8 protein-coding genes are annotated in these 26,117 nt (G+C 47.1%); 1 reads left to right on the top strand and 7 read right to left on the bottom strand.

Going from position 1 to position 26,117, the window contains the following annotated elements; all coding sequences use genetic code 11:
• The 7 genes from NSQ38_RS13885 to NSQ38_RS13855 form a co-directional block, all read right to left on the bottom strand.
• On the bottom strand, positions 1–1,320 hold the full coding sequence (locus NSQ38_RS13885) for an aminotransferase class III-fold pyridoxal phosphate-dependent enzyme (RefSeq protein ID WP_249912112.1): 1,320 nt from the start codon (positions 1,318–1,320) through the stop codon (positions 1–3).
• Positions 1,317–2,297 (bottom strand): ACP S-malonyltransferase, encoded by a 981-nt coding sequence (locus NSQ38_RS13880; RefSeq protein ID WP_339790061.1) that lies wholly within the window; start codon positions 2,295–2,297, stop codon positions 1,317–1,319. Before NSQ38_RS13880 ends, NSQ38_RS13885 begins: the two co-directional genes overlap by 4 nt.
• Positions 2,294–3,445 carry an acyl-CoA dehydrogenase family protein gene (locus NSQ38_RS13875; RefSeq protein WP_339790059.1) on the bottom strand — a complete coding sequence of 384 codons (1,152 nt, stop codon included), beginning with the start codon at positions 3,443–3,445 and terminating at the stop codon, positions 2,294–2,296. Before NSQ38_RS13875 ends, NSQ38_RS13880 begins: the two co-directional genes overlap by 4 nt.
• Positions 3,442–3,699 carry an acyl carrier protein gene (locus NSQ38_RS13870; RefSeq protein WP_036615207.1) on the bottom strand — a complete coding sequence of 86 codons (258 nt, stop codon included), beginning with the start codon at positions 3,697–3,699 and terminating at the stop codon, positions 3,442–3,444. Before NSQ38_RS13870 ends, NSQ38_RS13875 begins: the two co-directional genes overlap by 4 nt.
• Complete coding sequence (locus tag NSQ38_RS13865) at positions 3,696–7,895, bottom strand: beta-ketoacyl synthase N-terminal-like domain-containing protein (protein ID WP_339790057.1); 4,200 nt, start codon at positions 7,893–7,895, stop codon at positions 3,696–3,698. Before NSQ38_RS13865 ends, NSQ38_RS13870 begins: the two co-directional genes overlap by 4 nt.
• Complete coding sequence (locus NSQ38_RS13860; protein ID WP_339790534.1) at positions 7,885–24,663, bottom strand: amino acid adenylation domain-containing protein; 16,779 nt, start codon at positions 24,661–24,663, stop codon at positions 7,885–7,887. Before NSQ38_RS13860 ends, NSQ38_RS13865 begins: the two co-directional genes overlap by 11 nt.
• Positions 24,664–24,726: 63 nt before the next feature.
• Positions 24,727–25,203, bottom strand: a complete 477-nt coding sequence (locus tag NSQ38_RS13855; RefSeq protein ID WP_026080959.1) for a DUF6790 family protein — start codon at positions 25,201–25,203, stop codon at positions 24,727–24,729.
• A 423-nt stretch (positions 25,204–25,626) separates the two neighbouring features.
• On the opposite strand from NSQ38_RS13855, the gene NSQ38_RS13850 reads away from it, so the two are divergent.
• On the top strand, positions 25,627–26,052 hold the full coding sequence (locus tag NSQ38_RS13850; protein ID WP_036668516.1) for an Rrf2 family transcriptional regulator: 426 nt from the start codon (positions 25,627–25,629) through the stop codon (positions 26,050–26,052).
• Positions 26,053–26,117: the final 65 nt, after the last annotated feature.

Raw genomic sequence — 26,117 nt, 5'->3', positions numbered from 1 at the left:
TCAGACCAGCTCGTCGTAGAGCTCTTTCATTTCTGCAAGTGCTGCAGGGACACGCTCACTGAACCAGGCAACATCTTGCATATCAAGCAGGATATTCGGATACATCCGCGAGAGCGTAGATACCAGAATACCGTGCTCAGCAAGCTTGCTATTTAGCAAAATATCAAAAGACATCAATTCAAACGTATAATCAGCCGTATCCGTAAGCGGCTCCGTGCAGCAGTGATAAGAAGCACAGCCGGACGGCCCCTGAACAATTAAAGGCAGACCCACCTTCACTGCTTCCTGGCAGAGTATGTCATGCATCATCTCAGCGTGGCGGTTCATGCTGTGCATCGCCTGTCCTCCATTGCGTCCTAACATTTCCAGCGTAGCTTTTACAGCAGCTGTACCTAATGGATAGCCATTAAACGTACCCGCATGAATTACTTTTTTGTCTACAAGCAACTTCATGATATCTGCTCGGCCAACCAGGGCTGACACCGGAACTCCGCCACCGGCGATTGCCTTCCCAAGTGTAGTCAGATCGGGTGTTACACCGAATAACTGTTGGGCACCACCGAGTCCCATACGGAATCCTGTTATAATCTCATCAAAAATGAGCACGACCTGGTACTGGTCACATAACTGTCTGACTTTTTGCAGATAACCCGGAGCAGGCATGACTCCGCCTCCATTTACACAAACCGGCTCCATGATTACTGCTGCAATGTCGTCTCCATGCTGGCGAAATAGTTCCTCCAGACGGGCTGCGTCATTCCATGGCAGGAGGTAGGATTGAGATTCCATGGCATCCCTTGCCCTCCCCTTTGTTCCTTTCATGTCACCAGGATAGTCTGAGGGTACAGGCAAACCTGTACGTGCAGTCTTGCCACCCATAATATTGTCCGCATTGCCATGATAATGGCCTTCAAAACGTACAAAGCGATTTTTACCTGTCCACGCCCGGGCAAGACGAAGTGCATTCTGGACAATCTCCGTTCCTGATAACCCAAAACGAATCATCTCTGCTGAAGGTACATATTGATGGATCAGTTCCAGAGCCTCTGCATCCAGATCGCAATGACTTACGGAAAGAACACGGTCAATGGTATCCTTCAGACACTCGTTATACTCCTCGTTGCCGTGGCCAACAATGAGGGCACCAAAGCGGGCATATAGATCCAAATACTCGTTGCCGTTCATATCCGTCACTCTGCTTCGGGAAGCATGTTTGAAATGGAGCGGCGTCTCTTCCCAAGGAAGGTGAAAATTATAGTGCACACCTCCAGGCAGCCATTGTTTCACCCGCTGATTGTACTGCATCATCTCCGTGATCATCCCTTATCGCCTCCCCCACTTGTCTGGTTTACTGCTTCATATCGCTCCAGTAACCTGGACCGATCTTGCGGATCATCCAGCGAATAGGCTGCAGGCAAGGTCTTATTTTCAGCCAGCATATTTCTTACGCTCTGGCCTGGACCGATATCGATCCATACCGTTGCTCCCAGATTTTGAACACGTGCCAATGCCTGATTCCAGCGAATGGGTTGCAAAAGCTGGCTGCTCAGCAGCTTAGGAATGTCCTCGGCTCCACGAATGAACTCCCCATGTACTGTAGAGCAGATGGGAAACACCGGTGCAGAGAAGGAAATCCCTGCAAGCATCTCTTCAAGCTCAGGCTGAATGAACTGCATCAACTCGCTATGATAAGGTGCATCTGCCTTCATTGGCATCATGCGAAAAGGAATGAATTCCCCACCGTAGCCATCCACCTGATCATCCAGCAATTGAAGCCCCTTTGCAGTACCTGCGACGACAAACTGTCCCGGTGAATTATAACCGGAGATCGTCACATACTCGTTCTGACGAATATTCTCGACTAATTCTTCAAGCGTTTCCTGGGTTACATCAACAACAATACCCGCTCTTCCTTTTTGCTCCTGAATGGAGCGATGCATCAACGCACCACGCTGAGTTGTAAAACGGATTCCATCAGCAAATCGCAATGCTCCCGCCGCTACTAAAGCCGAAATCTCCCCCAAACTGTGACCTACTGCATAATCTGGAGTCATTCCTGTTCGGCGAACAAATGAATCAAATAAAACGTAGCTTGCTGTCAGTACAGCAGGCTGAGCATATTCAGAGACCGTCAATTGATCCAGGGTTCCTTCCATAACGAGTGCCTTCAAATCAAATCCGATCACCTCGCTCGCTTCCGCAAAGATCTGATTCGCCTCCGGCTCACTTTCCAACAACTCACTGCACATTCCGATATACTGGCTTCCCTGGCCGGGAAATAGCACACAGAACGTCATACGCTACCGCCACGCTTGTAATAGGCTTTTAATCCGTAATGCGAGATCATCTCCTGCTGCATCTGAGAAGAGCCTTCAATAATCTCCAGAATTTTGGCTTCCTTATACAGCCTGGCAACAGGATATTGGTTACTAATTCCGTTCGCACCATGGACCTGTAGCGCATCACTTGCAACTTCAACAGCAACTTTGGACGTAAAATATTTGGCGATCGTTGTCTCCATGGCGGCCTGCGGGTCCTTGGCTTCTCTCAGCTCGGCTGCCCGTAAACATAATGCTCGTGCTGCATGGACTTTTGTCACCGCATCTCCAATCATGCCGCGAATCAGCTGAAAATGACTCAGCTTCTGATCAAATTGCTTCCGCTTCCTTGAGTAAGTCACCATGGCATCCAGCGCTTCCTGCGCAATCGCCAGCCCTGCCCAAGCTATGCTATATCTGCCCTGGTCCAGCGCCCCGGTTACGATGTACTCAAAACCTTCATTCAGGCGTCCAATAATGTGATTTTTTGGTACACGCACCTCATGGAGATCAATCTCAGCTATACCTGTCTCGCCCGCAACCATGACACCTTCAATAGGTTTGGTCTGTACACCCTCAAACTGGCGTTCGACCCAAAAAGCAGTGCTTCGTCCCTGATTCGAGGCAATAATGATAAATACATCTGCCAAATGTCCAAACGTAATCCACTTCTTTTTTCCATTCAAAACATAACAGTCCGATTCTTCTCTCCACTCGGTCTTTACACTTTTTGCATCCGAACCAACTTCCGGTTCAGTCAGGCCAAAGGCAGCAATCCATTCTCCCTTCACCAACTTGGGCAGCCAGGACGATTTTTGCTCAGGCGTTCCGAAACGTACCAAAGTTTCACTTACAAGTGAAGTATGTACCGTTAACAAGCTGCGAACGGCTGGAAGAGCCTTGCCAAATACTTCAGTCAACAGCCCGTACGACTTGGGACCGAGACCCATGCCGCCATATTCAGCCGGGATCGAGGCAGCCAAGTAACCTTTTTCAGCCATGGCACGGATCAATGTTCTGGGAATGGCTTGCTGCTCTTGAATCTGTTGAGCATAAGGACGAATTTCACGGGCAGCAAACAATTCAGCTTCATGAATGATCTCTTGCTCTACATCCACTTCAATCATTCGGCAACCCCCTCTTGAAGGAGAGATTCATTGAGATATGTGGCGAACTCGGCAATTGTTTTGTATTCAAACAACGCAACCGGACTGATGTCAACTTGAAGATGCTTACGCGCACGATTAATGATCTTGAGCGCCTGCACAGATGAGACACCAATTTTCAAAAAATTCATCTCTTCATCGATGTCCTCTGGCTCCTGATTCAACGCTGCAGCAATCTCGCTTTTGAGAAAAAGCTCAATTTCTTCTTTTGTCATATCATGACCTCCGTTCCCTGATTCACATCTATCCAATGTACATACGGCTCGAATGGATGTGCTGGCAGATGTACAATCTGGCCAGAGCCATTCGGATGTAACTGTTCCCAATCCAGCGCAGCACCACGTACATAAAGCTGTCCCAGCAATGCAGCAAGCTGCTCCTCCATGGTAAGTGTCGGCTCGGCAGACAGGCGGATGAAGCTCTCCTTGCCACTGTATTCAAGCTGCTGCACTGTCTGATCTGCAGCAATCATAATTACAATGTCGGCGTTTGCCATCTTGCCAGGTGTGTCTTGCAAACTGTCTAAAGTCACTCTGTTGTTCACTGGAATGGATTGGCTTGCATGAGCGTTGTGATGTTCCTCGCCATCCAGATGTAAACGGGATACAAGCTCCTCTCCTGCAGCTATTCCTCGAATCTCCTGAATGGAAGGGACCAGACGTACAAGTGTCTCAAGCAAGGTCACCCAATAGTTCAAGGTAGATACCGTATCTTCATTAGAAACGTCTGGCCTGATTACTTGGCGTGCTTCCGCTTCATCTTCTCCGCGAATCTCATGCCCCCCAACCACAATATTGACACGAGCAGCTCGGTTTCTAGGCTTGAAGCCAAATTCCATCTCTTCGATGTTCCACTCTCCGGTGGGGCTGACAGCTACTGCTGCACGATACCGATAATGTTTTCTATATCTGTTCCGGGTAAAACAAAGATCCTCTGGTGCCAGGTCCGCATGTTTCTTCACATACTGCTCCGTATTATCAATCAGCTTTTTTAAAGCCTGCTCTGATTTCGCAGAGAACGTTAACAATTGGCCTCGTGCCGGGGCATCTGCACGGACAGGGGCTTTCCATTCTTCCAGCACAATGTGGGCATTCGTACCTCCCAGGCCAAACGAACTGATGCCTGCCTTCCGTGTTTTTCCTTCAGGTACATCCCATGATCTACGCTCGCTAACGATATGGAACGGCGATTGCTCCAGTCGGAGGGCTGGATTCGGATTATCCATATGCAGACTTGGTGCCAGTTCCCCATGCTGCATACTGAGCAGAACCTTGGCAAGACTGGCTCCACTGGAGGCTGCAAATAAATGACCAATATTGGTTTTGACTGAACCTAATCCAATTGAATTGTCGCTTGTATATCCCTTTTCCCGGAATAGTCGGAGCAAGGCATTCACCTCAATTGGATCTCCAATCCTTGTCCCTGATCCATGTGCTTCAATATAAGAAATCTCGCTCGGGTTTAGGTTGGCATCGCGATAAGCGGCACGGAGTACCTCATATTGCCCCTGAGGGTTGGGTGCCATAATGCCCAGGGAATATCCGTCGTTATTCACCGCTGTCCCGCGAATCACACCATAAATATGCTTATTGTTGCGAACTGCCTCTGTTAGCGGCTCCAGATATACAACAACAGCACCTTCCCCCAAGACTGAACCATCTGCTTCCCGGTCAAATACCTTCGTATGTTGAGTGGAAGAACAGATTCCAGCATTGCGTGATAGTTGATGAACATGCGGTGTAGCCAAAATGTTCGCTCCACCTACAACCGCCCCAGAGATACGCTTGTCCTGAATGGCCGCCACAGCTTGTGTCAGTGCTACCAGAAAAGAAGAACATGCCGTATCTATGGACAGTGCCGGTCCTGTGAAATTGTACATGTGTGAAATGGAGGCCGCTGCTATATTGGACATATTGCCTACCATAGCGTGAGAATGAACAGCCTTTCCAAGACTCCGGTTCATATAATCAACAACCAGATCGAAGTATGTGCTTGGGTTAATCCCTACATACACACCCACATCACGCTTATCCTCATGGTCCACGAGCATACCCGCATCCTCCAGCGCCTCATGAGCAACTTCCAGCAGCTTGCGATGCTGCGGATCCATAAACGCAGCTTGTTCAGACGGGATTTCAAAGAACTCATGATCAAACGTATCCGGTTGCTTCAGTTCCCCAATCCAGTCATCCCAATCGGGTTGCTTTGAACGTGTTGCACGCTCTAAGCTAACCCGGTCAACACTATCTAACCCGTTAACCAGATTGCTCCAGAACTGCTCTTGGGTGTCGGCATCAGGCAGACGCAGAGACAGTCCGGTAATAGCAATAGCACGATGTACATTCAGGTGATTATCTGTTGTTTCAGCCTGTTCAAAGTCCTTCGTATCTGCTGGAAGTTCCTGCAGATATTCCACCATCTCACGTACTGTACTGCAAAAAACAAGTAGTTCTTGTCCTAATTCACGTCCCATATGTGCAGACAGCTTGTCAAGTAATTGATAGGAGAGAATGGAATTGCCTCCAAGTGCGAGAAAAGAAGTATCCATCTCAATCTTTCCTGCGGGCAATTGAAGAATTTCGGCCCAGGCTTTACGTACGGTATACTCCAAAGACGATGCGGAAACCGTCTCGTGTCCTTGCTGTTGTGTGTTTTCGCGAATCAGCTCTTCAATGGCCTCGATGTCCTTGGTAAATACTCCACGCTCATATTCGTTTCTCAGCATGAAGCGCTGAACCTTGCCACTCGTCGTTTTGGGAATAACTTTGATCGGGAGAACATGAGTGATCTCAATACCCAATCCAGCCCTCATACGTTGGATCAGATCCTGTCGTACCTCCAGAAACTGTGGAGTGCCCGATTTGTATTTAACAAATACAAGTAGCTCCTCTACTTGTTTGAGGCTGTTAAAGTGCCCAACTACCGTCAGATTCCCTCTAGGAATGCTGCTATTCTGGTACAAAATTTCTTCAAGATCATGCGCATAATGGTTCTGTCCCCGAATAAACACAATGTCCTTGATTCGTCCGCTTACAACCAGGGAGCCATCAGCCATATAACCCAAGTCTCCAGTGCGAAGCCACCCATCCACATACATTTCACGATTGATCTCAGGGAGACTGTAATATCCGGAAGTTACCGATTCCCCACGGATCTGGATTTCGCCAACGACCCGCTCATCCAGCACTTCACCCTGTTCATCCGCAATCCGGATCTGAATCCCTGTCATGGGATATCCTTCATGGACAAATTCAATCACATCCGAAGTATGGCTATCACTGCTAGGCAGCTGGACTGGCACAGCCAGTCCTTCCTGCACCAGCCGCGAACGCGAAATACGTTCAATTCGTGGCTCTTCCCCCAGTCTGGAGGTACATACACCTACTGTCGCTTCAGCCATGCCATACGCAGGAAACATCATATTGGGACGATAGCCACAAGAGCTGAATTTTTTGACAAATCGCTCAATAACAGACGTTGATATAGGCTCTGCACCATTCAAGGTCATACGCAGTGAAGACAGATCCAGCGTTGAGAGCTTGGAATCCGGGATCTTCTGAACCATCCATTCGAAACCGAAATTGGTACAGCAAAACCATTTTCCCTGATGCTCCGTAATCTTGCGTAAGAACAGATAAGGCGACCGTACAAAGGTATAAGGTGACATCACCATGATGTTGGCTCCACTCAGGACGGGTGTCAGGTGTTGTCCAAATATCCCCATATCATGCGTATGCGGCAACCAGGTAAACACATTATCTCCTTCTTCAGCTCCAAGAAAAGTCTTGCATGCAATACTGTTGGCGATAATATTGTGATTTGTTAACTGCACACCTTTGGGAATTCCCGTGCTTCCTGATGAGAATTGCAGGAACACAATGTCGTCAGGAGAGGTTGGGCATAGATCAGCCATCTGTTGGCCTGCTTGAAGCTGGTTCACGCTAATCAACATAAGACCTTTGAATACCGGACTTTCCGCAAGCTGCTTATACTTGGGCATGTAGGCTTCCTCGACGATCACTACCGGACGCCCGAGTACCTCCCACACTTTCGTGAATTTCTCCAGACCGGCTGAGCCTGGTTCCCAGGCAGCCGGAGGACTAACCGGGGCGACAATAATGCCCCCCAGCATACAAGCCCAAAAGGTACGGTAAAATTCCTGTGACTGGTCAATTTCCAAAATAACGACCTGTCCTTGTTGAATGCCTTGCTCCTGAAGAGACTGCAGGTACTTGCGCGCCTGCATCAGTAATTCAGGATAGGATTCAAACTGTTCGTCACCTGAAGAGCTGATATAGGTCATTCCCTTTTCTGGATGAGTATCTGCAATGTAGATTAGCATCTCAGCCACTGTTGAATAATGCTCTGGCACAATCAGCTCGGGTCCTCGCTGTATGGATTTACTGGACATGTTGCACCTCCATTGCCTCATTGTGAACTACCACTTTCACATCGCTACCAAGCTTGTCATCAATCAGTTGTTTCATACGTTTGATGTCCAGACCAGCCTGACAGGCCAGATGTACGTACAGACACTCTTCATCGTAGCGAATAACCCATTCGAATTGGGCGAGTCCCGAATTCGAATCTTGGTCATCCGACGACTGAGACGACATTGGGATCGCTTCGCTGCTGGAGATGAAGCCTTGATAATTAAACAGAATCATCTGACGCGGCTTCTGTTCTGCTTGCCTGTAGGCAGTTCCCAATTGTTCCTGTATGCCATCATATTGTGCCGAGAGGGAAGAATCATGTGTAAGTGCCATAAAGTTAATGCTGTGTTGCTTCGTAAATTCCAGACGTTCCAACAGATCTTCCTGTGTGAATTCACTGTCTACCAGCACTGGAATCAGATCAAGGAATTCTCCCACATAATCATAGTAGGATTCTTCGCCGTACTCCCTTCCGTAATGCACCAGGGCTATTGGCAATTGGCTTAAGTCCAGATAAGCCGCAATGATGTTGGCAAAAGTTTCAAAGCATGTCCACCAAACATCGGCAGGCTCCTTCCCTGCAAGGGACAACTCGGCAGTCATGGCTGAAGGCGACAATGTTTCTGTTTCCTTCAACTTGTTCATGACGATGGTGTTACATCTATTCCATGCTTGAAGTGAAAATTGTTTCTCTATTTCATCTTCAGATACACCTATGGGACCTTGAGACAGAAAATTTACGTAATCCTCATAATTTCGCACTTGGTACAGAAGATCACTCTCGATCCCTACACCTTGCGGTCTATATAATGCCTTCGACTCAAGTTGCTGCTTGATGATTTCAGCACTCATACCATCAAACGCAAGATGATCAAAACTCCAAATCAACTTATGCTCTGTGGCTCCTGTACGCAAAATACACAGACGCCAAGGTAGTTCCTTCAGCGTATACGTTTTGTGTAACAGAGACTGAACCAGTTTGTACTCCAACTGCTCAATCGTAGCCGAAGCATAATGACGAATATCAAGATATGGGATAAGCTGTTGCAGCATGTCCGCCACTAATGACATATCACATGGATGCCAATACAATTGTTCTTCCTCATATATCATGCTGTGCAGCAACTGATGCCGGGATATAACCCCAAGAATCAGGTGTTTTACAGCTTGTTCATTCATTTCGCCTTCCAGCGTTGTTGTAAATCCGCTTGCTCGTGAAGTCGTAGAAGCATGTGCTTGTTGAATTGGAGATAGTGGGAATCGACCCATAGGGGTCATGCCCGCCATAAAAGATGAAACCTGATTGCAGCTGTTTAAAACGTGCAGGACCAGGCTGTCCAGTTGTTTCTCATGAAGTGTTATGTCCTGTGGTATGACTATCGGGGACTGAATATGCAGGCTATCTTCGGACCAAACTGACGCCGGAGGATTAATGTCTACCAATCGGGCAAGTCCTCTAACTGTCGGATATTGGAATAATTCGTTCACATTGATGGCAATTCCTTCTTTTGCCAAAATTTGAGTGAATGCAATCGCTTTGAGCGAATGCCCCCCATTTTGAAAGAAGTGATCTTCCACACCAATGCCTGGATTACTCAGGATCTGTCGCATGGCGGCAAGAATGACACGCTCTGTTTTTGTCCAAGGTGAACTCACTTCCAGAGACCTCCGCTGCTCTTCAACCAAATGCTCGGACAATGCCCTTCGGTCCACTTTGCCATTGGCATTAATCGGAAGATGATCCATTCGAATAATTCGTGCAGGCACCATGTACTCTGGCAGCTGCTGGTGAAGTTCTCTTCGAATATACTCAGCATCTGCCCCAGTATCGGTTGTATAAAAAGCGGCAATGTGTAGACTTCCTGATGGTTCTGTAGCTGTCATGACAAAGGCATCACGAACTCCCGAAAGACGCTCCACGCAGTTGCCTATCTCCGATAACTCAATGCGGAAACCTCTAATTTTGACCTGAAAATCCGAACGTTCAATAAAAATCAGACTGCCGTCAATCAGACGTTTGACGATGTCACCTGTCCGATACATTCGTTCTCCCGTGCGGAAGGGATCATCAAGAAAGTGTTTTCGGGTAAGATCCTCACGGTTAAGATATCCAATACCTACCGCATCCCCACTGATATACAGTTCACCTGGAACGTTGGGTGGTACAGGCTTCAGCTCATCATCCAGAACATACAAGGCTGTGTTAGACAGGGGGTAACCTATGGGCAGTGAGCCAGTATAAGGCTCTGTTTGCATTAATAAGTGGTAGGAGGCAAAAAAGGTTGCTTCCGTTGGCCCATATCCATTTAACAGCCTGCCCGGCCCTACACATGCAAGCGCTTTGTTGGCATGACTCACCGATGCAGCTTCACCACCAAACATCACTCTACGCACACTCTTCAAGCAATCAGCATCCCAATCCACCAGCATATTAAACAAGGATGTCGGAATATAAAATACTGAAATCCGTTGCTGTCGGATGACATCCGCCAAACGAGCCATATCCAAAATGGTCTCTTTTGAGATTAATACAAGAGTAGCGCCATTTATTAATGAAGCAAAAATATCAAAAATGGAACCGTCAAACGCATAGTTAGAAATTTGCAGGATACGATCCTCTGGCACAACGGTGACAAAATTGCTATTTTTCATGACTTTGGTCACATTGCGATGACTCATCACAGTCCCTTTTGGGGTTCCTGTTGACCCTGATGTATAAATGATATAAGCCGGGTCAAGAGCAGTCTTGTTCATATGTTCAACGGGCTCCTGCATATCTCCTGAATCAAATGCTGCCAGTTCATCTGCCGGCACGATACAAGGAACTACAGATTGCCATGTGGAGGCATACGCCGTTTCAGTCAATAACACAGCCGCATCGCAATCTTGCAAAATAAATTCAATTCTCGATGGCGGCGAAGCCGGGTCGATCGGGACATAACTGCAACCCACCTTGAGCGTAGCAAGAATACTGATCATCTGGATCGGTCCACGGTCCAGAATGAGAGCAATACTGGAGCCTGATTTCACCCCTTGTCCAAGCAACCTGAATGCCAGCCACTGAACACGTTCATACAGATCCGCATAGCTCCATTCACCGTCTTCCCAGACCAATGCTGTCTTCTGTGCATGCACATGAACTTGTTCCTCGAATAATTGGGAAATGGTCGCATCTCGCGGATACTGGGCGGCATTATCGTTGACTCCGTACAGCAGCCATTCCTCTTCCTCCGGTGTAGTGAGCTTAATCTGACCAATTCGTTCATTATCCCCTGTTGTGATCTGAGACAGGATATACCGGAATTTATCCAGCATCAGTTCCATGGACTCCGCTTTAAACAAATCCGAGCGATAGTCAAGTTCAACCGTGTAACATTGCTTGTGCTCGACCAGTGTCCAAGTCAGATCAAATTTGGCATCCACCCTACCTTCGACCCATGGTTCAAGCATCAGTTCCGCGGCTTCAGGATCATCGGTTCCCATATTAATGTAATTTAACACCACATCAAATAGGGGGTTGCGGCTTAAATCACCGAATAGACCAAGTTGTTCCACCAGTGCTTCATAAGGATAATGCTGATGTTCATAACAGGATAACAGCTTGCCACGCATCTCATTCAAATACGTCTCTGTGGACCATTCTCTGTCCATGCTGGTGCGAATGGCGAGCATGTTCACGAACATCCCCATAACGTTATTGAGTTCTGGCTTCTCACGCCCCGCAACCGCTGTACCTACGACCAAATCGTCTTGACCCGTATACTTCCAGATTAATAGATTCAAAGTTGCCATAAACAACATATAGGGTGTAAGCCCTTGTTGAGTACAGAAATCATTGACCTGTGTGCTTAACGACTCACCAAGTTCAATGGAAAGTCTGTCTCCGCTATAAGATGACGCGCCATGTCTTGGGAAGTCTGTAAGCAATTCAACCGGTGCAGGCATGTCCTCGAATTCCTGTATCCAAAACTCGGCGTCTTCAACAGATTGTGCATGTGACGCAGCTCCATCACGCCATTCCGCATAATCCTTATACTGAATGTCAAGAGATTGCAATGTTTCTCCTCTGTACATGCGTGCAAAATCCTGCATCAGGATGGCAATGGAACTCTGATCCGAAATGATATGATGCATGTCGATGAATAAGATGTGTTCCTCTTGAGAAAGGCGAATGAGCTTAACACGAACCAATGGTGCGCTGGTCAGATCAAAAGGCTTGATCCATTCCATGACCTGCTCTAACCCTGCTGTTTCTAATTCCAGCGACTCCACAACACTTGGAACCCGATCCTCGACAACCTGGAAAAGCTCACCGTCAATCATTTCAAACCTGGTACGGAATGCTTCATGTCTCTCTACCAGTGCATCCATTATTAATGTGAATTGGGTAGGGTCAAGTTTTCCTCTTACCCTATAGGAACTGGCGAGATTGTACGCCGTACTCTCACCTTTCATCCACTCATGCACCACATACATTCTTCGCTGTGCAGAAGTGGTCTTGTATTTCTCTTTCTTAGGTACAGGCAAGATTGGGTTCACTGAATCAGAGTCACTTGTAGCCTGATGTTCAGCAATCCATTGAACCATGTGTTCAAACACAGAATGATCAAAAACCTCTTCCAACCCCAAATTTAATCCAAACATTTCTTTAATCCTCGACGCCAAGGAAATCGCTTTTAAAGAATGACCTCCAAGCTCAAAGAAATCATCTTCAAGGCCGACTTCTCCATTACCAAGCAACTCCTGCCACAATTGCGACAATACATGCCTTATCTCATCATCAGTCCGTTGAACCCGGACTTTCCCAGATGGAGATTGGTCTAATGCTGCGATAGAACCCGCTGCAACCTGCGACATACCTGCAAGCTGATACAATGCAACATCATGTTGATGAACAATCGGATCAAAGGAATACGTCGGCAGGGAGATTTTTTGCCTGCGCCCCGTTCCGTTTAACTGTTCCCAATCAAGCTCCATGCCAGAGCACCAGCAAAAAGCAAGTACTTTCATTAAATACACGTCTGCCTCAAGCAAGCTCTCACGATCTCCAGTAAGAGCAATGATGTTTGGCTCTGAAAATGAATCCGGGGCTATTTGGTCTGTATCCTGCTGCTGATTCGAAACGATCCACAGCGTATGCCCAGCAGATTCAGAAAGCGTCTTGCGATTTAGCAGCGTAAACAGGAAATTTGGAGATAACAGTGGTGCAATACTCGACGCATGGTCTGTTACAGTTGCATCTGTCATCCTTCCTGTCAAAGCATCTGACAATGCTCCTTCTTCTAGTGACCAATCCTCTAGATTGTATAGAAGCCCCACGGCATGTACTGGATCAAGTGCATCACTAATAACCAACCCCACCAGTTCGCCAACGCCTTGTCCACAGACAGCATCTGGCTTGACACCAAGCTGCATCACGGTTTTATAAAGAGCATATTGCACAACAAAGCACTGCATGCGCTCAAGCCTTGAATCGGTTAACGATCGCCCTATGCCTTGGCGAATGGCATACTGTTCCTTGGACTCAAAGAGGTTCAGTATCTCTTCAAAGTGCTGTTTGAATATCTCTGAGACCTGGCTGCGATACACAGAAGCATATAGTTCCCGAATCTTGCGCGCTTCCCAACTTGCATTTCCGCTGAGGTAAAACATGACCTTAGACTTCCCATTCATCACACTTGCCTGTGTCTCAAACTCCACAGACTGCTCGCTTGGCGGAATATAACCGTCTACAACGATTAGTGCTTTACGATGAATGAATCTGCTTCTTCCCTTCTGTAGCGTCCACGCAGCATTGGGCAACTGCTCCGGCAATGCATGGATCGCCTGTAGAACCGAATCGTACGTGCGTTCCAGCGCCGATTCACTTTTGGCCGAGAAGGGCAGCAGAAGCAATGACTCATAATTGGCTTGGCTCTCTTGAACAGGAGGCTGCTCCAGAATGACGTGAGCATTGGTACCCCCGATCCCAAACGAACTGACACCTGCTCGCAGAACATGCTTCGCGTCTTCTAATGGCTGTGGCTCCCTGTTGATATAGAAGGGACTATGCTCCAGCTCCAACATTGGATTCGCCCGATTCATGTGAATCTGTGGCGGAACCACCCGGTGATAAAGCGTCAGTACGGTTTTAATAAAACCGGCGACACCTGCTGCCGCATCAAGATGCCCGATATTGGCTTTTACAGAACCTAGAGCACAATAATTCCTAAGATCTGTTCCCCATGACTGCCTGAGCGCTTCGATTTCAATCGGGTCCCCCAGCTTGGTTCCTGTTCCATGCGCCTCCAGATAGGAGATCTCTTTTGGAGACACTCCCGAACGATGCAGGGCAGATTGAATAACCTTGACCTGCCCGGCCACACTCGGTGCCGTATATCCAATTTTGTCCATGCCATCATTATTAATCGCCGAACCTTTAATGACTGCATAGATATGATCTCCATCTCTCTGCGCGTCGCGGAGTGACTTGAGCACAACCATTCCGCATCCATTACCAGACACAGTACCAGATGCCTGCTCATCAAATGGTCTGCAATGACCATCCTTTGAATAAATCATGCCTTCATGCCAGTGATAACCTTCTTTGAGCGGATAGGAGATAGAGACACCTCCCGCAAGTGCCACATCACACTCCCCCCGAATCAGCGATTCAGCAGCTTGGTGGATAGCAACCAAAGAGGTCGAACATGCGGTCTGTACGGCCATACTCGGCCCTCTCAGATTTAATTTGTGAGATACCCGAGTTGTAATATAGTCCTTTTCATTTAAAGTCATGGCTTCAAAAGCCTGTAGCAAATTACCGGAACGACCTAGAAATTGCACCATCCATGGTAAGCTTAGTCCACTTCCCGCAAACAATCCTATAGATCCCTCATAACTGTAAGGATCACACCCGGCATGCTCAAGCGCCTCCCATGAGCACTGATGCAGCAGCCGTATTTGCGGATCCATCATGTTGGATTCCTGATGCGGATATTCGAAAAATCCGGAGTCAAAATACTCAGTATCTTGCAGTACACCTTTGGCCCGTACATAATCAGGATGTTTGAAGTCTTCCGGTCGTACACCCGCAGCGGTTAGATCCTCCTCATTCAGACGGGTGATACCGTCCTTACCTGCCATTAGGTTATCCCAGAACTCATCAATATTTCTTGAGCCGGGAAAATGCCCTGCCATGCCAATGACTGCGATATCCGTCGAAGAAGAAATTCTGCTACTGTGTTCTGAAGCAAACGGGATACTCTGTTCCGGTCTGCCCTGCTCCACTTTGCTGTGTTCAACTGTGCTCCTCACATACTCTTTTGGAGCTGTTGTCGGCTCCGGGTTCGTAACAGGATATCCAGCCGAAGCGATATGTCCGCTCTCCTCTTGTACCTGTTGTGTAACTGTCGGCAGCATCTGCTCAGCCACCAGATGATTGACCAGTGATGCAATAGAGGAATGCTCAAACAATTGCACCAGCGGAACGCTTTTATCCAGATAGGCATTCAGGCGATTATTGATCAGAATAAGCCCCAGCGAGTTGCCTCCGATGTCAAAAAAGTGATCATGGATATTAACCGTATCCAGATTCAACATTTCCTTCCACGCTGCAATGAGCATCTGCTCCAGATCAACCTTTGCCCGCTCGATTCCTTGAATGGATGAGCCATAAACCAGAGCCGGATTAGCTTTCTCTCCCGTTTCAAAATCAGCCAGACGAAGGGCATTGCGATTCAGTTTGCCATTAGGCAGCACAGGCAGATTTTCCAGACGAATCAAGCGAGAAGGCATCATGTACTGTGGAAGCCGCTGCTTTAACCAGGTCCGAAGCTGTACGTCTTCATCTTCCATAACGGAAGGCCCAATCCCAGGCTTCAAACTGTAGAAAAGGATTAATTGCAATGAATGTGGCTCGGCCCCTTCTACCTTAACGACAGCCTCCCTTACACGTTCATAATTCATCGCTGCCTGCTCAATCTCGTTCAGTTCAATCCGGTAGCCTCGAATCTTCACCTGCTGATCTAACCGCCCCATCAACTCAACATCCCCATCCGGCAGTATAAGGGCCAGATCGCCAGTTCGGTACAAACGGCCTCCCAAAACATTGGCGTTTGCAATGAATCGAGCATCGGTCTCAGCTGCATTGTGCAGATAACCGCGGGATAATCCTTTTCCTGCAATGCACAGCTCTCCATAGCTGCCAGGTGGCAGTATTTCACCTTCATCATTCAGAATATAAATCTCTGTATTGGTAATGGGCTTGCCAATGGTAATCGCGGTTGTGTCATTCAATTCTTTGGTCGTTGACCAGATCGTAGTTTCCGTTGGTCCATACATGTTAAAGACTCGAGCAGGCGTAAGCCGCTTCAGATCGGTGAGGAGTCCTACAGGGACATTTTCCCCTCCGGTAAGAACACACCGCAGATTGCCCAGCGCCTGAGCGAATTCCGGATTTTCGACAAATGCCTTAATGCGTGAGACCGTGCTAAGAATGTGCGTAATACCATGTTCACGTATTCGACGTGAAGCAAGAGCCGGGTCAAGCTGCTCCTGCTCATTGGCCAGATACAGCGAATATCCGGTGCATAATGGTGTCCACACTTCAAATCCGAAAATATCAAAAGATATGGTCGTTACACTGATGATGCGATCTGTCTCATGTGCAAAAATATGTCGGTGCCTGATGTCCTCAACAAAATTGACCATCGCCTCATGAGTAATCATGACCCCTTTGGGACGCCCCGTTGATCCTGAGGTAAAAATCACACAGGACAGGTCCGAAGACAGGAAGCTTATGTCCGGGTTAACGGATGAACGCACATCCTGGGCAGTTGGATCATACACGAATCGCTCTCCGCTAAAAGTCACTGTTTCTTCTTCATCAGGCGTACACAGCAGTACGTTCATCCGGCTGTCTTCGATCATATTCACGATGCGCTGCGACGGAAAAGCAGGGTCCAGAGGCACATAAGCCGCCCCAGCTTTCAGCACTGCCAATAGCATAATGATCAATGATTCATCTCGTCTGGATAATATGCCCACAGGTTCATCCCGGCGTACACCTTGATCAATCAGCTTCCAAGCCAGCGTATTAGCTTTTTCATTAAGCTCCCTGTAGGTAAAAGAGGCTCCGGATGATACAAGGAGAGCTTTCTTGTCTGGTGTGTGTTCTGCCTGCAGCTCAAACAGCCGATGCAGACCCCCCGCAGAATTGTAATCCAGACGTGGACCAGCAAGACGATGGACTGGGTGCTCATGAGAACGTTCGTTTCTCTCAAACAGTTCGCTCAGAGACAGATTAGGCTGTTGTACAACCTCTTGGCAGAGTCCGATAAACTCCTGCATCATACCTTCCACTGTGTCCCGGTGGAACAGATCCAGCGAGTATTCGATATATCCTTCAATCACCTGCTTCTCCCTGTTTTCTTGACAAGTCATTAACAGATCATAAGTAGACGTACCTGTCTCCACCGGAAAAGAACTGAATTGCAAACCATGAAGTTCAAGTCCATGCAAATCCATGTTCTGATAATCGAAACAAACATCAAATACCGGATTTCGGTTCAACTCACGTGTCACGCCCAGTTGTGCCACAAGCTCATTAAACGGATACTCCTGATACGCAAAAGCATCCAGAGTATGTTGTTTAAGTTCGCGTAAAAAATCAGTGTACGTACGATCAAACGTGGGAAAATTCCGCATCGCAATCATATTGACAAACATGCCTACCGTCTCTTTCCACTCCTCTTGCATCCTTCCTGCAACAGGCGTTCCTACCACAATGTCCTGCTGACCTGAGCGGTGTGCGAGAAGAAGATTCCACACACTTAGCATTACCATATACATGGATGCTTCCGATGAGGAAGCCAGCTCGTGCAAGTCTTGTGTTACCGAACGATTCAACGTGAAATGGAGACGTCCCCCTTGCATGGATCGCTGTGATGGACGCTCATGGTCAAGTGGAAGCTCCAGCACAGGTAAAGAAGGGCCAAGATGGTCCAGCCAGTATGTTTGATGTGAATTGTATTCCTGTGAAGCGAGACGCTGCTGCTGCCATACCGCGTAATCTTTGTACTGCAATCGGACTACATGCTCTTTGCCAAAATATAAATCATTGAAGTCACGAGTGATGATTTCGACAGATGTACCATCTGCGATAATATGGTGAATATCAAAGAATAGCAGATGCTTGCGCTCGCCTATCTTAATCAGTTCAACCCGCATAAGCGGAGCACTCCCCAGATCAAAAGGACGAATCAATGTCTCGATCATCGCAGGCAACTCTTGGTCATCTGCCACATGCTGCTCTGTATAGCCCATACTTAAGCGAACCGAAGGTTGGATGATCTGAACGATCTGACCGCCCCGTATCTCAAACGATGTTCTGAGCGCCTCATGATGCTGTATCAACTTCTGCAAAGCAGCCTCAACTCTTATACGGTCCAATTCACCTTCAATAATGGTTGCAGATGGTAGGTTGTAAGCCGTATTGCCTGGATCAAGCATCGCTTGTGTGAACATACGCATCTGTGCAGAAGAGATTGGATACGAATCCATAGTGGGTGCTGATTGAATGGTCTGTTGGTCCACTTTTGGTTTCGCCATGACATAGAGATGCTCCGCCAGTTGAATAGGCGTTGAATGATTGAAAATATCTGCTACCTCAGGCTGAATTCCTAAATGAGACCGGATCCATGCAGACAAGCTGACTGCTTTGAGAGAATCTCCTCCGACCGCAAAAAAATTAACCTCTTCATCTAGATCATCGATGCCAAAAATCGTTCGATATGCGTCCAGGACAATCTGTTTCAGTTGGTCGGAATCACCTGTATAAACTGTCCCTTTTACTAGAGTAGAGCCACTTCCCTTACCCTGCTCTGCATGCCCCGTATCATCCCCGGTACCCATTCCTTCCGCTGCTGATGACCCAGAAAGAGAAACACTGACAGGATAGGATTGTTTGTTGAAAACATAAGTAGGCAGAGAGCATTTGCGTCGTACCGTCTGCCCTTTGAGCACCTTCCAGTCCGGTTCAATGCCTTCGCACCATAACTCCGCAAGTCTGCGGTTCACATAGATACTATCCTGCTCCGTTTCCCTTACGTGACGCAGCATGTTCAGTACCGCCTGGGAATCTCTTGATTGACTGTGCTGTCTGGCAAAGGAACTTAGCGTTCGTCCTGCACCTACTTCAATTAATACAGCCCGCTCATCCTTCAACACTTCAGCCAGGTTTGATTCAAACAACACCGGCTGTAAAATATGACGGGACCAATAGTCAGGTTGTGTGATTTCATCTCCAAGCGCCCATGTTCCACTGGTGTTGGACAGTAATGGGATCTGTGGCGTATGAAGTGAATGCTCTGCTAGATAACGTCTAAATTCCTCGGCAGCCTGATTCATCATTGGCGTATGGAATGCATGGGAAGTCTTCACACGAATGCATTTCCAGCCCAGTCCTTCAGCCTTGGCTTCCATCCGTGAAATGGCTTCAGCTGTCCCACCAATTACACTGGAACCTGTAGTATTCACCAGGGCAAGCCACATGTCTTCCTCCAGTTGTGACTTCACCTGCTGTGCATCCGCCATAATGGCAAGCATGACCCCGGGTTGTTGTTGCTGCATCAGACGTCCGCGAAGTCGAACTAACTTGACAGCATCTCCGAGTTCGAACACCCCCGATACCGCTGCGGCAGCCAATTCACCAATGCTATGCCCGATCATGCCATCTGGCTTGATGCCCAGATCCAGCAGCGAATTGGCCAGCGCATAACTGGTCATGAACAGTGCGAATTGGCTGTACTCTGTCTGGTTTATTCGCTCAGGCTGCTGATCTCCGTATACAACGGACAGCATATCTTCTCGTTCTTCCGCGGGCAGAAGGTCCAATACTTCCTGGATATAACTTCTGAAGATTGGAGCCAGGCCTGATTGCTCTGTAGATCTGTATAGTTCTGCACCCATTCCCTGATACTGACTGCCCTGTCCGGGGAACATAAAGTATACGGGACGGGTGCCTTGAGCTGAATGGTATACGCGTGCTTTCCCCAGCTGCTGTATCAGCTTGTCCGGATTATCCTTCCATGTCTTATCCAGAATGAGTGCCTTACGATACGCAAAAACAGATCTACCTGACTGCAAGGTCCACGCTGCGTTCGACACAGATGGCTCCGGCTGCTGAGTCAGATGTTCCATAATCCGTTCAGCGGTGCGGTTCAGCGAGTGCTCTGTTTTGGCGGAAAAAAGCAATATATTTACGTCATCATCGGGACTGCACTTCTCCATCTCGGGAGCCTCCTCCAATACCATGTGAGCATTCGTGCCCCCCACACCAAATGAATTGATTCCTGCGCGCATGACTCCAACATTGCCCTGTTTCCAGTCCACCCCTTGTGCATTAACTTTAAAAGGCGTATTCAAAAAATCAATTTTGGGATTAGGCTGCTCATAATTCGCTGTTCCAGGGATATAACCTTGTCCAAGACTGAGCGCTACCTTGATTAAACCAACCACACCTGCGGCTGTATCCATATGTCCCACATTGCCTTTGACCGAACCCAGATAGCAAAATTGCTTTTGGTCGGAAGCAAAGGCCCGAGTTAACGAGTTTACTTCAATGGGATCACCAAGCAACGTTCCCGTACCATGTGCTTCGATATAACTCACCGTTTCCGGGTCTACTCCGGCTACCTTATAAGCATCCTGAATGACTTCAGCCTGTCCGCTTACGCTAGGAGCAAGAAAACTGAGTTTCTCTTGTCCGTCATTGTTAATTGCTGAGCCTTTGATGACCCCGTAGATATGATCTCCGTCCCGCAGAGCATCCGTTACCCGTTTCAACACTACAATTCCCATACCATTGGAGAAGACGGTTCCACTGGCTGCCGCATCAAATGGACGACAGTGTCCATCTGTGGAGAACATCATGCCATCCTCAAATATGTAACCTCCTTCATTGGGCAACTCCACGGTGATCCCACCAGCCACGGCCACATCACATTCTCCAACGATCAAAGATTGACATGCCAGATGAGGTGTAACCAGTGAAGTAGAACATCCCGTCAGAGCGGTATAGGCCGGCCCTTTTAAGTTAAGCTTATAAGCCATTCGGGTAGCGAGAAAATGATTGGTACTGAGGGTAAATGCTTCGTATTTACTGCTATAGTTAGCATCGTTAAAAAGTACTTGACGGTACCATTCGAAGTCATCGGACCCGCCAAGGAACACACCCACCTTACCCGCTTCATCCGGTCTACAGCCTGCATCCTCCAGCGCTTCCCATATTCCCTGATACAAAAGTCTGAATTGGGGAGACATCATTTTGGCTTCACCGGGAGTATAGTCAAAGAACCCTGCGTCAAACTCATCGATGCCGTTGGCACGTCCTTTTGCCTTGACATAACGAGGTGAACGCAGCAATGCTTCCTCCACACCAAGCTCCCTCAATTCATCATCACTATAAAAGTGAATGCTTTCCCGCCGTTCAACAAGGTTACTCCAGAACTCCCTTATATCCTCAGCACCCGGCACATTCACCGCCATGCCCACAATTGCAATGTCCTCACGCAAAATGCCGTCTTTTCGTTGAAACAATTGTTCCCTTTCAGTCGGTATCCGAACTCCCTCATCTTTTGATCCCAGCGCCGCAAATTGACGCAAAGTCGGGCATTCGAAAAAACGAGGAACAGGGAACTCCACATCGGTATAATGTTTTAGTTTATTGTGAGCCTGAATGACAGAAAATGAATTTCCGCCCAATTCAAAGAAATGGTCATCGCGCCCTACTCTCTCAACACCGAGCACTTCGGCCCACACTTCAGCTATAACCTTCTCAAGCTCAGAAGACGGGGCGGTATAAAACGTACTGGAAGCGTGAGCATGCGTGATATCTGCCATGAGTGCCTTCCGGTCAATCTTCCCACTGCTATTCAATGGAAATTCGGATTTATGTACAAAAACGGATGGTATCATATATGCCGGTAACAAACGAGACAGGTGCTCTCTCAATTCGACAGAAGGCAGCTCCTGCTCTGACAGATAGTAGGCATACAGCAAGCCGGACCTACCTTCAAATGATTTCATGACTACCACGGTCTGGATGACACCCGGATAGGTTGACAGGGTATTCTCAATTTCGCCTGTCTCCAGTCTGGCTCCCTGAATTTTAACCTGAAAATCAATGCGTCCCAGATATTCGATCGTACCGCTTGGGAGTGAACGTACCAGATCACCTGTGCGGTACATGTACCTGAAATGCTCTGCGTCCTGTCCTTCTTGAAAGAAAGGATTAGGAACAAACTTCTCTCGGGTCATCTGTTCCAGATTCAGATATCCACGTGCAAGCCCAACACCACTAAGACAAAGCTCCCCTGGAATACCTAACGGTTGAAGCCCATCATGATTTCCGACGACATACCATCTGGACTCATTGAGAGGGTAGCCAATCGGCACATTGCCCAAGCCATCGTAATGGCTTAACGGATAATGAGAAACCCATATGGTGCATTCGGTTGGACCATAAACATTTTCCAGACTTGCTCTAATGCCTAACCTGTTAAATTTCTCAATGATGTCTGGCGTGACTGCCTCCCCGCCAACAAACATCCATTTCAGCGTTTCCAATGCTGACAGATCGGAGCGAAGCTCCATCGTTTCCAGAAAAAGACGGAATAACGTTGGAACAAAGTTGATGTGGGTCACCTTATGTGATGCCACCGTAGACACAATACGAGCAGGGTCCTTTTCTGCTCCAGGCTCAAGAATACTTAGTGCGCCTTCACCCATGAACCAGCCGAAAAGTTCCGTGGCCGACACATCAAAGGTATATGCTGTTTTCAGCAAGTAAACATCCTGCGCCTGCATTGGAAAACGACGCTCCAGATCAAGCAGTGTATTGACTACGCTATGATTTTCAACCATGACTCCTTTTGGCTTGCCTGTTGATCCGGATGTGTACATGATATAGGCAAGGCTATGCGGATTCAGCGCCTCTTCAAGATTTGAGGCATCCCCCGTATAGGCCTGATCTCCCTCAACGTAGATGTACTGGACATCCAGAGTCTTGTCATCTTTTTCGGGCTGCATAGCCAGCACTATGGATATGTCTGCATCCGACATAATATAGGCCTTTCTGGACAAAGGATAGGAAGGGTCCACAGGCACAAAAGCACATCCGGCTTTTAATACAGCCAATAGGGCAATGACCATATCCGAGGAACGTGGCATCTGAACGCCGACTGCCGCGTTATCACTCTTCTTACTCGCAACGATCTGCCTAGCCAATTGGTTCGCTTTTGCGTTGACCTGCGCATAGGTCTGATGCTGCTTCCCTTCCATTAGAGCTACCCGCTCCGGGAAACGCGCTACTTTATCGTGAAATATATCCATAATATGTTGTGGAGTGTAGGGAAAATAAGAAGTTTGATTGAATCGGTACAATAGGTTTTCTTTCTCATCCTGCATCAGAAGGCTGAACTCACTGATTTTTTGATCAGAATTGGTTACTAGTTGATTTAGCAAGTATAGAAATCGTTGGCCCATTCGCTCCATTGAATCTTCACGGAACAAGCTCGGTTTATATTGTAGCTTTAACTGAGCTCCTTGCGGTAAACGACTCAACACCACCATTAGATCTCCTGGAAACGTAACCTTATCCTGATCCAGAATACGAGTTCCGAGCATATCTTCCTCATAGGAATCATAAACAAAGGAGATATCAAACAACGATGGTGATCCGGGTTGAGCCTGTAACATGCTGTCTCTGACAATGAGGTTATTCGGATATCCGATGTTCCTATACGTATCCATCCAGGTTGTGGCTACTTGTTGCAGCAGAGGTTTTAGAGTTGATTCGAGGTCAATATGGAATCGCATAGGCAACATATGGACAAAACATCCAATCGTTTCTTCCAAGTCCATACCGGGACGATGAGAATATGGGGAGGCAAAGGTGATATCGTCTGTACCGACATATTTACTCATAAGAATGCCAAAGGCACCCATAAAAAACATAAAAACGGTTACTTCATTATCTTTGGACATCTGTGTAATATCAGCCATTAACGATTCTGAAATATCAAATCGCAGTTCATGACCAATTCCTTCTTGTAAAGAACCTGCTGGAAAGTCGTGCTTTAGAGAAAGCGGTTCCGCTCCCTTCATTTTGTTTAACCAGTATTCCCGCTCTTTGGAGTACTTGTTTTCGTGCAGTTTCTTGTTCTCTGCCTCAACATAAGAGATGAACCCTTCATCCAGCTTGACATCCACAGGCTGATCTTCAAGAAGACATGTATATGACTGGATAAGTTTGTTTTTCATCAGTTCAAGCGACAGGCCATCACATATTAAATGATGAATACATAAGGTCAGAATATATCGGCTTTTATCCATCTGAACAATCATCATACGGAACAGAGGGCCTTTCTCGAGTTCAAAAGGTGTCCCGATGCATTCATCCACCAGTGCTTCTAACTGTTGTTCCTTGGGATTCTCCTGATGCTCGCTACTTAGGTCCCACAAGGCAAGTGAGTAGTCCATATCTTCATGAACGGATAACACGGGTACATCATTTTGAATCTCAATCCGAGTACGCAGCACCACTTGCTCATACATAAGCAATTCGATGGCACGGCGAAATATCTCCATTTGAAGATGATCAAATTGCATCGAAGCTGAGATGTTATACGAAGTGGGATCATTCACCTGACAATCAAAATAGATTCCCTTTTGTGTTTCGGAAAGTTCAACGGTTTTTTGTACCATCACGACCACACCTCATCGTTTAATTGAGATTCAAGCTGTGTAAGGCAAAAAATCAATTACAGCTTAGTGCATTACCCAGATTCCGCCAGCCAATACGGAGAGAACCGTGATAAACGTTTGATACACCACATCCATAATGAGATTCCCGATACTGTCTCCATCTGCCTTGCGATTTTTAATCATGACATAAGTATGTGACCAAAGACCACTTAATCCGTATATGTACATCGTTACCAATACACCCACCCAAAAGTTCCCCTGGAACCAGATGGCCATAATCCCCATAACTCCAAGCCCTACCTGGGAAAAACCGTATTTAACCTGAAATGGTCCACCAGGCCATCCTAACATTTTGGCTGTCTGATCCGCTCTGGCAATGTTGACAACATAACCAATCACTCCAACCAATCCAAACGTAACCACAAACTGATGAAGCAGCAATACTCTGCTAATCTCGCTCATTTCCCCGGGAAAACCTAACACATATAGGTGTACTCCCCCTGAGATTAGACCTAACAACCATAGAACCAAAAACCACATGCCTGTCCCACTCCCGCCGTTTGTTATTTGGAATCATTTGTAACTAAATGTACAATCTTGTAGATACACACATTATATAATCGCTTTTACATTTGTCAATTAATACATAATTTTCTATTTTGTCGAAGCCTTTGTCATTTTTATTCTTCTATACGCAAACAAGAAAACCATATAGTTCCATTTAACTTGAAAATAATAGGAATTAAGCCCTATTATTACATTAAAATGTTTGAAACCTACTTCTTTTTTAACGCTTCAAAAGAACCACAACTCATTTATTTGACATAGGTGATAGTTCAATTATCATCTGTTTGATCATCTACGATTACAGGATAACAGCAACGATCAATTCACATATGATATAAAAGAATTGACATCCGATCACTTTGTAACTATTATAGTTACAACGGTGGTGATTATCCCATGAGACAAATCAGCAGTCGCTTTTCCATTGCGGTTCATACCCTGTCCCTGATCGCTGTTATGCCCAATGAATGCACCGGAGATGTGATCGCGCAGAGTGTGAATACAAATCCAGTGATTATTCGGCGGATTATGTCCAAGCTGAAACAGGCTGGTCTGATTGACGTCAGACCCGGTGTGGGCGGTGCTTCCTTGTTGAAAGATCCGGCTGACATTACCCTTCTTGATGTATATCGAGCGCTTGAGGTCGTGGAGGATGGGGAATTGTTTAACTTTCACAAACATCCGAATCCGAAATGTCCGGTCGGCAACATGATTGAACACACTTTGCGTGCCGAACTCATTGAGGCTCAGACAGCCATGGAACAGCGCTTGAATCGTGTAACCATACAGCAGATGATGGATCAGATTCATGTCTCTGAATAAAAAAAAGCTCATAATGAGCTTTTTTTAACCCTTTCGTTGTAATCACACCTGTTATAACATTTTTG

Origin of the sequence: Paenibacillus sp. FSL R7-0313, assembly GCF_037969885.1 — a bacterium.
In the GTDB taxonomy this organism is placed as follows: Bacteria; Bacillota; Bacilli; order Paenibacillales; family Paenibacillaceae; genus Paenibacillus.
Note: the sequence above shows the minus strand (reverse complement) of the source record. Positions and strands in the feature narration are given on the sequence as shown.